Origin of the sequence: Paenibacillus sp. PvP094, from assembly GCF_040546835.1 — a bacterium.
Taxonomy (GTDB): domain Bacteria; phylum Bacillota; class Bacilli; order Paenibacillales; family Paenibacillaceae; genus Paenibacillus; species Paenibacillus illinoisensis.
Genome location: NZ_JBEPOM010000001.1, coordinates 881,230 through 894,776, shown reverse-complemented (window position 1 = coordinate 894,776; position 13,547 = coordinate 881,230). Strand labels below are relative to the sequence as shown.

Below are 13,547 nucleotides of genomic sequence, written 5' to 3'. Positions count from 1 at the left end.
CCTTGGTGGCCTGGAGTCAGGCAAATATGGATTGAGCAATATGCAGCTCCCCACTTCTCGTATCCCTTCATTGTAACAGGAAGAGTGGCTGGTTTCATTTTAAACTTACAAAGGTCGCCATACTTTCGCCATGTTCTAGTATGGATGAGTTAGGCATAATGAGGGTACGAAGAGGTACGTAACAAACAACAGAAGAATAAAGGAGGCAGGTAGACATGACTCACGTTGATGAAGAAATGAGAAAATCGATCCGGCAGCAGCTTGCACAGATTGAACAGGAGGAAGAGATTCGTATTATCTATGCGTGCGAGTCGGGCAGCCGGGCTTGGGGATTTCCTTCACAGGATAGTGATTATGATGTGCGTTTTCTGTACGTGAGACCGCTGGATTGGTACTTGTCGATTGAGGATAAACGGGATGTGATTGAACGTCCGATCAGTGATCAGCTGGACATCAATGGCTGGGATCTGCAAAAGGCGCTGAAGTTATTTCGAAAATCAAATCCACCGCTGCTGGAGTGGCTGCAATCGCCCATTCGCTACGATGAGAGATACAGTGTGGCAGAGCGCATTCGTGCATGGTCTCCGCTTACGTTCTCGCCCAAGTCCTGCATGTACCATTATCTGAATATGGCCAAAGGGAACTTCCGGGATTATCTGCAAGGCGAGCAAGTAAAAATCAAAAAGTATTTCTATGTGCTGCGTCCGCTGCTCGCCTGCGGTTGGATTGAACGATATGAGACCATGCCGCCCATGGAGTTTGATGAGTTAGTCAAGGACATTATCCCTGCGGGAACGCAGCTGTATATGGAAATTCAAGAGCTATTGAGAAGGAAGAGAGCTGGAGAAGAACTGGATCTAGAGCCGAAGCTGCCAGCCATTCATTCCTATTTAGCAGAGAACATCGAGCATTTCGGACACGTAGCTGCGGACATGAGGAATGATCAGGTTGTAGGGTACGAAGAATTGAATCGAATTTTCCGATCTGCGCTGGATGAAGCGTGGGCGGATGAAGAGTAGGAGCTTAGGAAGAGGGAGGAGTAATTCATGCATCTGATATTAAAAGCAACTGGAGAGGGAGCAGGCATTGTATCGCATCTGCTCTCGAAGAATCCGAATAATGTGTATGACCGGACAGACAAGGGTGTCCGCGTAAGAATGGTATATACGATGGCTACAGAACGTGAAACCGAAGTACTGATGCACGCCGAACCTGATCCCGTTGATCTGGTTAGAGGCACACCGGATGGTTATGATATTACGCAGTATATTAATGACCGTGAATTTGTGACCAGCAGCTTGTTCTGCTCTTACATACGTTCGGCGCTGGGGACCGCGCTTAATGGCAAACCGAAGGAAGCCTATGTACAGTGGGTAGGGCATCCGTTCGATATGGTGCTCTCCTTTGGACCGGTGGCATCGGATCTGCCTGATCGAGCCATTGAGGAGTTGTTCTCGCCACTTGGTTACGCTGTAACCCTGGAGAGAGACGAGCTAGCCTATACGTTTGATCTGAAAAAGAAGAGCACTGTCCGCCGCATCATTCTTCGCGGTCAAGTTACCGTGCAGAATGCACTGCGCCAGTTATTCCTGCTCATTCCCGTGCTGGATAACTATAAACATTATTTCATCAGCGAGGATGAAATCGATAAAATCAAGCGTTACGGCGAAGGTTGGCTGGACAGCCATCCGTTGAAGGAAATGATTATCAAGCGTACGCTGCGGTTCGCCGAATTGATTCGGCAGTATGAGTGTCAGGAGGGTGTTCTATCTGCACCTGTGAAGATGGCGGATGCCGGGGACGATAACGTGAGTGTCTATGAAAAAGGCGATGGATCTGACGTTCCGTCTCAGCAGGAGGAACCACCCGTTCGGTTAAATGAACTTCGTTATCGTGCAATCACAGATGTGGTCGTAGGCCTTCCGCTTAAGCGCCGCATTGTGGATATGGGTGCCGGCGAAGGCAAGTTATCCGCCCGCATAGCTTATATTCCGGGCGTGGAGTCCATTTTGGCTGTGGAGCCTTCGGGACAGTCCCGGCTGCGGGCCATGGAACGATTTTCCAAGCTGGAAGGACGAAGCGGGATCGTGGCTATGCCAGAGGCAGTCATTGGCTCACTGTTTTATTTTGATGAGCAGATGCAGCATCAGGATGTCATGATCCTGTGCGAGGTCATCGAGCACATTGAAGCTTATCGGCTGAACGGTATCATGGATACGATCATGAACGAATACCAGCCGGAAGTACTGCTTGTGACCACTCCGAACAAGGAATACAACCAAGTATATGCAATGGAACAGGAGAGCCTCCGCCATCACGACCATCGCTTCGAATGGACCAGGGCGGAACTGGCAGCTCAGTGTGAGATGTGGACGAAGCAGGCAGCGTACACCTTTGAAATCAGGGGAATAGGGGAGTATGCAGAAGGTTTCGGGCAGCCGACTCAGCTCGTGATTTTCAGGAAGGAAAGGAGAGATTAACATGAGAGATAACCGGGGAACAGCAGAAGAAACGGACACAGGCAGAATGCCTCATGATCCGATGGCAGGAAGGGATCACAAAAGACGCCGCAAAATACACCTGCCTCATGCAGGGATCGTCGTGCTTGTTGGTCCGTCGGGTAGCGGCAAAAGCACATTGCTCGAACGACTCGTGGAGGAAGGAGTCATCAGACGTACGGAAGCCGTCTCGTCGGATCAGTTCCGCATGCTGGTCGGAGATGACGAATATGTGGACTGGAAAAATCGTCCGCGAAGTGAAGCGGATGTGATCTATGCCGAATACCAGCAGGTATCGGCCAAGGCTTTTGAAGCCATGGAAGCGATGTTGGCCACACGATGCAGGTTGAACAAGCTGACTTGGGTCGATGCGACCCATCTGTATACGGAAGATCGCCAGCGTCTTATTCATCTCGCCAGAAAAGCCCATGTACCTGTCATTGCGATCGTACTTGATGTTCCGGAGAAGGAACTGCTGGAGCGGGACGCTCATCGCGATTATCCACGCGGCCGTCAGCGGGTGAAGCAGCAGGTGCAGCAGTTCAAACGCACGCTGCGTGCCATCCGTGAAGATGGCTTCGATGCCAATTACGTGCTGAAGCAGCCGGATGAACTTGAATTTGTGCGCACGGCCAATCCACTAATGGTCGACATGGGTGTAGGGATTGATATCATTGGTGATATTCACGGCTGTTATGATGAAATGATCGAGTTAATCATTCGTTTGGGATATGTGGTAGAGGAAGAGAGTGGGTTGTACCGTCACCCTGAGGGAAGAAAGCTGGTCTCGGTTGGGGACGTATCCAGCCGCGGACCTGCATCGCTTTCATGTCTGCTGTTCTGGCAGCAGCATTGTGCCGCAGGGTTAGCCTACATGGTTGACAGCAACCATGGATGGAAAATTGCCCGTTATCTGGACGGTCGCGACGTTACCCTTAGTCATGGAGATGAGTTTGTTGAGCAGGAGCTGAGCGAACTGGAACGGGAACATGGCACAGAGACAGCGCAGCAAATACGCACAAATCTAAGAGAGTTTCTGCTGAACGCTCCTTCCCATCTGGTATTCTCCCGGAACGGGGTACGTCAGGTGGTGGTGGCACACGCGGGTATTCGGGATCATTTTATCGGAAAACAATCCAAACGCATTCAGGATTACTGCCGCTATGGAGATGTGGATGGAACAGATGAGCATGGACGCCCAGTTCGGAAGGACTGGTACGTGGATCATACTTCAGGCGAATGTATCGTCTGGGGACATGACCCTCGTCCATATCCTACGATCGTTAATGATACGGTAAATATCGATCAGGGTGTTGTATTTGGAGGTATGCTGACGGCCTGGCGAATGCCGGAACGGGAGTCCGTCAGCGTTGCAGCACTGCAGGATTATGCAGGAGATCCGGATAGCCCGCTCAAACGCTGGGAACAGCGCCGGTTTGCACCGCCCAACCTTCGGAAATTCAAGGAAGGATTTACGGTGCAGACCGGATCCAGACTGGACGTATCCATCCAGGGTGAGGTAGCCCGGACGGCCATTGATACATTTTCCCACTTTACGGTACCGCTCGAAGAATTGGTCTATATCCCGCCTACGATGAGCCCGCCGCCAGCAACTTCTTCAGTTGAAGGCTATCTGGAGCATCCGCGGGATGCATTCCACTATTACCGGTCACAGGGGGTTACGCGCATGGTGGCTGAGAAGAAACATATGGGCAGTAGAGCCATTTTGCTCCTCTTCCGCGATCAAGAAGCTGCGAAGCAGCGAGTGGGAAGACCGATGCTGGGGAACATCGTGACCCGGACAGGACGATCTTTTTTTGACCCCACAACAGAACAGAATGTACTGACCAGGTTGCATGCGGACCTGACTGCAGACGGTTATTTTGAACGCCATCAGACGGAGTTTGTATTGCTGGATGCCGAGATTGTCCCCTGGAACCTGAAGGCCCGGGAGCTGATCGCTTCACAATATGCACATGTGGCCGAGGCTTCCCTCATGGATCGCGGAACGGTGCTGGACAAATTGCGGGAAGCGGGAGCCGCCGGACGAGATGTGGGGGAGTGGCTGCGGGAGACCGAATTCAAACTGGCGAATGCGACTACATTCCGTGACGTATTTCAGAACTACTGCTGGGATGTGAAGGAACTCGGGGATATCCGTATAGCACCGTTCCACACCCTGGCTCACAGCACGGGAACGTTCTGGGATCAGACACATGAATGGCATATGGAGCAGAACCGCGAGTTTGCCCGGATGTCCAGCTTCATGATGGAGACGGAATATCGGGTGATTACGAGTGAGGCGGATGAAGCGGAAGTTATTCGCTGGTGGGAGGAGATGACGGCAGCAGGACATGAGGGCATTGTTATCAAGCCAGAAACCTTCCGCACGTGGAATGGGAACAAAATGATCCAACCTGCGATTAAAGTACGAGGGCGTGCATATTTGCACATCATCTATGGGATGGATTACCTGGCACCCGAGAATTTGTCCCGGCTCAGCAAACGCAAAACATCCAAGAAGGAACGCCATGCCCTAATGGAAAGCGCTCTGGGTATGGAGGGAGTTGAGCGTTTTGTCCGCAGGGAGCCTGTGGAGCGGGTTCATGAATGTGTGCTGGCAACGTTAGCCCTGGAGTCTGAGAAGGTCGATCCACGATTGTGATGGTCATTTTAATAGAGGAAAACACCTTGCATTAGACTGAGATGAAGGCAGGCTTGGACAAGATCCAGGCCTGTTTTTCGTTGTATTTGTAAAAACTTTACATTTAAGAACATTTGAATTAGGAGTCTTAACTTCAATATAAACGAACCAAAGCCCTATATCCTTCCATGGTTATCTGGGTAATAATGTTATATATAGCAAGTAGTCATTGGAATCTCATAACGTAACGATAGGGGGTAACCTGCATGGCATCCATGATTCTGCTGGTAAAACAGACGGAGGACGATGAAAAGGTTATTTATCGATTCGGACCCAATGAGCGGAAGATGGGACTGATTGAAATGAACAAGATCAAGGAAAGTGTGAAGGAACTGGAACCTGTTCAGGTCGAAGGGGTCAATCCCAGCTTTTACTTCAATCGGGCGGCGCAGCGGCTGGTCCGATGTTTATTCAGGGAAGGCGGCAAGTTTCCGGAACGGACGACGTTTGAATCCTAGTTTTTCTTTTTGGCTGTGCAAGTAGGGGTTACTCGCACAGATCGCATATGTCTTAACCAAAAAAAGTCCAAGCTCATCCGACTTGCGGAGCGCATGGACTTTTTTAGTTGCATCAAAACGTTTTGGCAAAAGAAATGAGTGCAGTAATCGTAATAATGTTCAAGAGTGTTGAGATAAGCACCGTTTGGGCGGCAAAGTCAGGTTCGTTATCATATTCTTCGGCCAGAATGGACGCATTCACCCCGGTAGGCATTCCTGAAGCGATGATCAGTGCCTGTGCGGCAATCCCTTCCAGACCCAGAAGCAGTACAATGGAGATCCCGATGGCCGGGCCAATCAGGAGACGCAGAAATGTGCTAATATACACATCAAGACGGTACAGCCGGATCGGATATTTAACAATCTGTGCTCCGAGGGTCAGCAGTGCCACAGCAACCATACTTTGCTGTGCATACGTCAGCGGCATGGACAGAAACGTTGGCAGCGGCACCTTCCACATATGGAACAGAATCCCCAGTAAGAGCGCATAAGGTACTGGCATTTTGAGAAATCCGATGATGACTGCACGGTAGTTCCCTTTCAGCTTCGCACCCTGGATGGATAATACGCCGTACGTGAAGGTCAGCAACGACTGTAGGGACATCACGAGAGCCTGAATGGAAGATGCGAGCGGGTCTCCGCGAAACACAAGCGCATTAATCGGCAGGCCATAGTTGCCTGCGTTGTCCAGCATGACACTGTTGTTAAAGGCGGCCTTCATGCCTTTGTTCAATCGAAGTGTTCGTGCGAACACGGATCCTACGATATACAGAATAATGACATATATGGCGTAGAAGAGAGTGACAGTCCCGAGTAGTTCACCCGACATATCGGAATGGTACATGCTCATAAAGACGGCTGCGGGGGTAATACAATAGAAATTGATTTTGGCGAGGGTGTACAAGTCCAGCTTGAACACCTTTTGCATCCAGGACCCGACTCCGATCAGGAGAAAGACGGGCAGGACGACTTCAAGCATGATGTCTGCTATCATTGGTTCAGCTTCCTTTTTCATGAAAATTTCAGTCCGATTTCGTAAACACTTCAACCATTATATCATTATATACACTAGGGAGGTCATGTGAATATGATTCCAGATCATCTGGATGTTGGGTTATCGATTCTGTTTATCGGATTCAATCCCAGCATCACATCAGGCGAGACCGGCCATCATTATGCCTACAAAGGCAATCGGTTCTGGCGCATTCTTGAACGTTCCGGCTTAACTCCTCGTTTATATCATCCGGAAGAAGATCAGGATCTGCTCAAATTGGGGTATGGATTTACCAACATAGTAGCCCGGCCTACGAGAGGTGTGGAAGATATAACACGTGAAGAGTATGCGGAGGGACGTCAGATTCTGCGGCAAAAGCTGGAACAGTACCGACCGGATGTCGCCTGTTTTGTCGGGAAAGGGGTATACACCCAGTACAGCAAACGTACCAAAGTGGAATGGGGATTTCAGGACGATCCGGTTGTCCCGGAAATTCAGGAATTCGTTGCCCCTTCTTCAAGCGGACTGGTACGCATGTCGATGGATGAGATCGTTGCTATTTACTCACAGCTTAGCGATTTTATTGCGCAGAAACGTTGAGCAGACTACAGTGGATTCGCCCAACCGGCTTTGAACCGGACTTGAGCGAATTCTTTTTTTTGAAGAAAGTGAGAAGTTTTGGAAAGTACTTCCGTCTATATAGTACAGAACCATGCATGGAAGCTGTAGAGAAGGGGGATTACATGACTCAACATATGCAGGAGGAGGAGCTCATCGAGCGTATTATTGCAGGGGATAAACAACTGTTCGCCTTGCTCGTGGATCGATATAAAAATAAAGTCTACGGCATTCTGCGCGGAATGGGCGCAAGTCATCCGGATGCGCAGGATCTTGCACAGGACACGTTTATTCGGATCTATCGCTATCTCCCGTCCCGAAGGGTAGGAAGCAGTTTTTCTTCATGGGTATATACCATCGCTGTGAATCGGATGCGGGATTTTATAAGGCAAAAGAAACCGGTTATGACGGCAGATGAACCGGTCATGGAGCGAGCCAGCGAAGAATCGCCGGAAAGGCATGTGCTGCACAAGGAGATGCAGCGGGAAATATACCGCCAGATGGAACAGCTGCCGGAATCATACCGGCTTGTGCTGCTGTTGAAATATACCAGTGAGCTAAGCTATGAAGAAATTTCAGATATTACCGGCATGAGTGCAGCGCAGGTCCGAAACGCGATGTACCGTGGGAAAAAGATGCTCAAGAAACAGATGGAGCGCAAAGGAGGGTTAGCCACATATGAAGCCTATTCCAAATGATGAGGACCGGTTATGGGAACAGCATTTATTCCGCGAGGAGCCAGAACCCGATTTTACGCTTCAGGTGATGAAGAAACTGGATGGTGTCTCCATGGAACGTGAAGCAGAAGTGGATTTTACCGTGAGAAAGTCTTCCAATACCCATTGGATACGCCGTATGGGGGTTACAGCAGCGGCTGTTGTAATTCTTGCAGGGGGAGCCTGGTTTGCTTGGGATTATAAAGTAGGACCTGAACAACCTGCGGTCAATGCGGTGAATAATCCTCCACTTCCCAATATTCCTGTACCTGAGGAACTGAAGTACTCCTATCTGGCTGATGATTACAAACGTCTCAAGCCACTCGGTCTTGTGGTTAATCCTAATATTCATATCGAGGACCAGGGTTACACGCTTAAGATTGAAGATGTACTAGTGGACCGTTCGCAGATCGTGATTACTACGCAACAAACCATGCCTGATGGGTTGAATTTAACTGCACTAACTCCTGAAATGGGGAGAATCCATATAACGGATGATCAAGGACGACAGGTTGCCAGTCTCGTTAGAGATACCCGATCAAGTAATTTTACAGTTGAACGATTTGCATTTCAGCTGCACGATGATATCCCCGATGAGGTAGTTGTACGTGGGGAACTGGGAAATTTGAATAGAAGCTATTATAATTTCGAGACAAAATCGTACGAAGACAAAGATGTCACGGTGGATTGGAGCTTCCAGTTCAATATCGATATGACCCAAGCCAAATCACTGGCTGTCGAAGCCCCTATGAATAACACATATACGACGCCAGAAGGTTTGAAATTGGATATGACGCAGCTTGTACGAACGCCAAGCGGAACGCGGCTTGATATGAATGTAAGTATAGATGATCAGTTGCGTGATAAAGTCGGAGAGGATTGGGCGGATTATGTGAACATTATGTACCATCTTGAAATTCCTGAAACCAATGAATATCGTATATTCAATGGGATTAGACCAGATACCCGCCAAGCCAAGTTTCGGCTCCGTGATCCAAGTGGCTTGAGGGATGGTGGGCCGTTAAAGTTATCGGAGACATGGGATCCTGCGTTTGTAACAGTAGATGCCAAGGACATTCATTTTGTCCTGGACGGTTACACGATCCCCGTGAAAGAAGAGAAGTCAGTAGAAGTAGATCTGGACAAAAGGCGTAAGGACACCAATTTCTATACTTTTGTTGAATTTGAACAGCTGGGAGATCGAATATTATTTTACGATTATAATTACAAACCACAGTTGGAATCCTATAACCTCCCGAAGAGTGATGCGAAGGAAGGTTCGTCACTAGTTCTCGAGGGAACTGGAACTTTTCGTAATGCATTTAATGGGGATCGCTGGGTGGCCATAGATACGGAGGGGAGAGAGTATCCTGTTGAAGTGATCGGTTATCCAGATGAGCCAAATAATAACGGAGAATACGTTGCAGATAGTTTAAAATTGATCATACGAAATTTTTACAAAGAGAACGGTACGAAATTCACATTGAAACGTGTGGTCGTTGATCGAGAGTATCGTAATGTGAACTGGGCAGTGGATCTCCCTTCATTTCAAAGTCTGCCTTGGCAAAAATAACATGGATTAGATGAGTCCAATAATCACGGAAGCCCCGCATCTACTGCGGGGCTATTTCCATATTTACACGTGACTTACTTAAAAAGTAGCACAGCGTATATTAAGCTAAGCTAAGCTAAGCCGAGTCCCGCGGAATAAGGGAAGTGGCGAGCATGACAGTCTCTTTCGGTGTCCCGGGACGTTCAATTCGTCTTTGCAAAGCTTCAATGGCCCGCTGCCCTAGCTCTTCCTTGCACAGGTTGACTGTCGTCAAAGGTGGGGAAGACGTTGCGGCAGAGTGGACGTTATCAATGCCAACCACAAGGCAATCTTGGGGTGTGGAGATTCCGATCTCCTGCAGCTTGTTCATCCATTGCAGAGCAATATCATCATTCACACCAATCCAGGCATCAGGTCGTTCATGCTCCGGCATGTTTTTGATTTCGGTTGCGAGCTGGTCCACCCATTCCCCTTGCTCATAAGGAACATTCCATTCCCGGAATGTGGCAGCGTGACCCTGGCCTGTATGAAAATGATTCAATGCCAGTTCCATGCCGATCTTGCGCTGTGCGAAGCTGGCCGCACGTCCATCGTCCGTAATTAACCCGATCCTGCGGGCTTGCAGGGACAGTAAATACCGCACGACGGTGATGCCTGCCTCCAGATTATCATGGCTGATCGTATCACAATTCAGGAGCGGTTCCTGATGATCCACCAGCACGATGGGACGACCTGTCTGAGCCAGCCGCTGCAGAACGGCATGAGGAAAGGCGCCCATGACAATGACACCCGCACATCGTTCCCAATCCAGATGAGGAGCAATGGCCCGTTCCGGTGGCGTATGTGCGTCCCCGGTACCAAGCGAAGGAGATACAATCGCGTGATGCCAACCCCGTTCATTACAGCCTGAGATCATGCCGGACAGCACCCGCTGCCAGTAGTGAGGCTCCCCGCGGTTTAGCTGATTCATGCAGATGAGCGCGAATGGCGGTTCGGATTGGTCTGCAGCAGCGGAGACACCGGTGCTTCCGGGTGTATTTTGGCGATAACCCAGAGCTCTGGCGAGTTCAAGCACACGGGCGCGGGTAGACTCGCTGACTCCTGTCTTGCCACTGAGTGCACGGGAAACGGCATATTTCGATAATCCAAGCTGGTCAGCCAGCGTCTGAATGGATACTTTGCGGGACATGTTCATGACTCCTTCATATGTAAACAAAATATAAATTTAGAATTGAATTCGTGGCAATTATAGCAATTTACGAATTGACGACATTTACCAACTCACAGTACACTACATTTAATAACGTTATTATATATTATGATAACAAAAATAACAATATTCAAATATGCCTAAAAGCATATACCGGATTTGGAGAGGAACAGATCAGCCACATCCAAACACCACAACCACAATTCATGTCAGAGGAGACTACATCCATGGAACAGTTCAGATTACCGAAGATTCCCATGCCTCATCTGGAGTTGCCGCAGGCTGTGCAAGATATTCTGGCGGAGGCGGACAAGAAGCTGCAGCACAGACCGAGATTGCTCGCGCAGTTCCGCAACTGCTTCCCGAGTACGCTGGAGACGACGACCAAACTGCTTGATGACGGCACAACGTTTGTCATTACAGGTGATATCCCAGCCATGTGGCTGCGTGATTCCGTGGAGCAAGTCATGCATTATGTGCCACTTGCGAAGGACGATGCAGCATTACAACGAATTATCGGCGGGTTGATCAAGCGGCATATGTTCTATGCTGACATTGATGTGTATGCCAATGCATTCAACGAAACAGCCAACGGCTGGCACTGGGATGCCAATGATGAGACGGAGATGTTACCATGGGTATGGGAACGTAAATTCGAACTGGATTCCCTCTGCTTCTCGATGAAGCTGGCCTATGCGTACTGGCGTGAGACGGAATTGACGGATATTTTTGATGAACGCTTCAAAAGGGTGATGGAGAGTGTAGTCCACCTCTGGCAAACGGAGCAGCACCATGCCGAGCAATCGCCATATCGGTTTATGCGCCGCAATTGTCCAGCTCATGATACGATGCGTAATGCGGGAATGGGAATGCCTGTGAACTACACAGGAATGATCTGGTCGGGTTTCCGTCCGAGCGATGATGCCTGTGATTTCCACTATAACATCCCCGCGAATATGTTTGCTGCGGTGACCTTGCGTCAGATGGGGGAGATCGCCAAATGGGTATTTCGGGATGAACAATTGGTTAGCAAAATGGCTCGGCTTGAGGAAGAGATCCGTCATGGAATCTCTCTCTACGGTATATACAATCATCCGGTCTATGGACGAATCTATGCCTACGAAACAGACGGATACGGCAATCATTGCCTGATGGATGATGCGGGTACGCCTGGACTAATGTCCATTCCTTATTTGGAATATGCACCCGTGGAGGATACCGTGTACCAGAATACACGCAGGTTTATTCTGAGTAAGGAGAATCCGTTTTATTATGAAGGCCAAGCAGCCAAAGGGATCGGAAGCCCGCATACCCCGCCAGGATACATCTGGCATATGGCACTGTCCATGCAGGGACTGACCGCGGATAATGACGAGGAAATGCTGGAGATGATTGAACTTTTGGAAAAGACAGACGCAGGAACCGGGTTCATGCATGAAGGCTTTCATGCAGATGATCCCGATACATTTACAAGACCTTGGTTTGCCTGGTCCAACAGCTTGTTCTCGCAGCTTGTGTACAAAGCCATGCAAAAAGGAATTTTATAGAGGGGTATAAAAGGTTATACAGTTACACTCAAAAGCTCCGATTGCATTACCATTTTTCGATTGCTGCTATCCCCGGATTTTCTCATCTCCTTTTTCATTCTGTAAAGATGCAGCAAAATACTAACCAAGCCAGCCTAACTCGCTCAGATTTGCGGGTTAGGCTGGCTTGGCTGTTTATGAAGCGCTCTCTACGTAACTTGCATCAGATCAGCGATGAGCACTTTCTGTCCGGTGCGGGCACTCTCGAGGGAAGCGAGCACCATCGCCATGCTAAACTGGTTGTCGCTGCAATCCGTTTCGGGCAATCTCCCGGATTCCAGCGCAGCGAACATGTCTTCGAGGCAGCCGTGATGTCCACTTTTCTCCATGACAGGCAGCTGACCTTCAATTCGCTCTGAAGGCTGGAAGAAGGAAGGCTTACCGCTTGCATCCAGGTGCTCTGCCCCAACGACTTCGGCATAAATGTCATCATGTCCATCCCAGATGGCTGTACCTTTTTCCCCGGTTACACGCCAAGATGCTTCCCATGAGGTTGGGGCGCCTTCTGCGCACCAGGACCCGCGGTAATTGAATACGGAGCCATCTGACATTTCGAAGATACATAGCGCCATCGCATTGCCTGTGTACCAGGAGCCTGGGGGATTGAATTCGTGACAATAGACCGATACCGGATTGGCTCCAAGAATAAGTCTGGCCTGATCAAACGTATGAATCGCCATGTCCAGCAGCAGCGGACTGTCCATCATATCCCGGAATCCGCCAAAGTGGGGTCCGAGAAAGAAGTCTGCCCCAGCATAACCGACCTTACCAATGGTGCCCCCGGCAATGAGCTCCCGAAAGGCGCGGATTCGAGGATCGAAGCGGCGATTCTGCATCACGGCCTGGATGCGGCCGGTATTGCGTGCAGTCTGGACGATATCACCGCACTCCGCGAAGGTTTCTGCCAGCGGCTTTTCGCCAAACACATGGCAGCCTTGCTGTAAGGCTGTCATGGCAATGCCATAATGACTTGCAGGAATCGTGACATCGAATACGATGTTGGCTTCTGTAGCTTGGATGGCCTCAGCGATATCCGTATATGTAGGACAGGAGAGACCATGGCGTGCAGCCAGGGCCATAGCATTTTGTTCTTGCAGATCGACAAGCCCTACGATCTCCGTGTCCGGTCTTTGCATGGCGTAATCGACCCAGGTGTTGGCCATGGCACCGCA

At 49.6% G+C, this 13,547-nt stretch carries 11 protein-coding genes; 8 read left to right on the top strand and 3 right to left on the bottom strand.

All coding sequences use genetic code 11. The annotated features are described in order from the left end of the window. The first annotated feature begins 215 nt into the window (after positions 1-215). From ABIC22_RS04310 to ABIC22_RS04295, 4 genes are all read left to right on the top strand, one after another. Positions 216-1,019, top strand: coding sequence for a nucleotidyltransferase domain-containing protein (locus ABIC22_RS04310; RefSeq protein ID WP_354478586.1), 804 nt, complete (start codon positions 216-218; stop codon positions 1,017-1,019). A gap of 27 nt (positions 1,020-1,046) precedes the next feature. Then, positions 1,047-2,480 (top strand): 3' terminal RNA ribose 2'-O-methyltransferase Hen1, encoded by a 1,434-nt coding sequence (locus tag ABIC22_RS04305; RefSeq protein WP_354478584.1) that lies wholly within the window; start codon positions 1,047-1,049, stop codon positions 2,478-2,480. 61 nt (positions 2,481-2,541) lie between these two features. Further along, positions 2,542-5,163, top strand: a complete 2,622-nt coding sequence (locus ABIC22_RS04300; protein ID WP_354485844.1) for a polynucleotide kinase-phosphatase — start codon at positions 2,542-2,544, stop codon at positions 5,161-5,163. 245 nt (positions 5,164-5,408) lie between these two features. Further along, on the top strand, positions 5,409-5,660 hold the full coding sequence (locus tag ABIC22_RS04295; RefSeq protein WP_095360818.1) for an RNA-binding protein: 252 nt from the start codon (positions 5,409-5,411) through the stop codon (positions 5,658-5,660). 112 nt (positions 5,661-5,772) lie between these two features. On the opposite strand, the gene ABIC22_RS04290 is transcribed toward ABIC22_RS04295, so the two are convergent. Continuing rightward, a complete protein-coding gene (locus ABIC22_RS04290; protein WP_095288865.1) occupies positions 5,773-6,693 on the bottom strand; it encodes an AEC family transporter in 921 nt (306 codons plus the stop codon). 93 nt (positions 6,694-6,786) lie between these two features. Between ABIC22_RS04290 and ABIC22_RS04285 the strand changes: the two genes are divergently transcribed. The 3 genes from ABIC22_RS04285 (at position 6,787) to ABIC22_RS04275 (ending at position 9,600) form a co-directional block, all read left to right on the top strand. Continuing rightward, on the top strand, positions 6,787-7,293 hold the full coding sequence (locus ABIC22_RS04285) for a mismatch-specific DNA-glycosylase (protein ID WP_127538023.1): 507 nt from the start codon (positions 6,787-6,789) through the stop codon (positions 7,291-7,293). A 143-nt stretch (positions 7,294-7,436) separates the two neighbouring features. Next, positions 7,437-8,009, top strand: coding sequence for an RNA polymerase sigma factor (locus ABIC22_RS04280; protein ID WP_354478579.1), 573 nt, complete (start codon positions 7,437-7,439; stop codon positions 8,007-8,009). Further along, on the top strand, positions 7,990-9,600 hold the full coding sequence (locus ABIC22_RS04275) for a DUF4179 domain-containing protein (RefSeq protein ID WP_354478576.1): 1,611 nt from the start codon (positions 7,990-7,992) through the stop codon (positions 9,598-9,600). The genes ABIC22_RS04280 and ABIC22_RS04275 overlap by 20 nt, the downstream gene beginning before the upstream one ends. Before the next feature lie 115 nt (positions 9,601-9,715). Here the strand turns inward: ABIC22_RS04275 and ABIC22_RS04270 are convergent, their stop codons facing one another. Continuing rightward, complete coding sequence (locus ABIC22_RS04270; RefSeq protein ID WP_354478573.1) at positions 9,716-10,768, bottom strand: LacI family DNA-binding transcriptional regulator; 1,053 nt, start codon at positions 10,766-10,768, stop codon at positions 9,716-9,718. Positions 10,769-11,016: 248 nt separating this feature from the next. On the opposite strand from ABIC22_RS04270, the gene ABIC22_RS04265 reads away from it, so the two are divergent. Further along, a complete protein-coding gene (locus tag ABIC22_RS04265; RefSeq protein WP_354478570.1) occupies positions 11,017-12,336 on the top strand; it encodes a glycoside hydrolase family 125 protein in 1,320 nt (439 codons plus the stop codon). A gap of 188 nt (positions 12,337-12,524) precedes the next feature. Here the strand turns inward: ABIC22_RS04265 and ABIC22_RS04260 are convergent, their stop codons facing one another. Further along, positions 12,525-13,538, bottom strand: coding sequence for a Gfo/Idh/MocA family protein (locus tag ABIC22_RS04260; protein ID WP_483312578.1), 1,014 nt, complete (start codon positions 13,536-13,538; stop codon positions 12,525-12,527). Positions 13,539-13,547 lie beyond the last annotated feature (9 nt).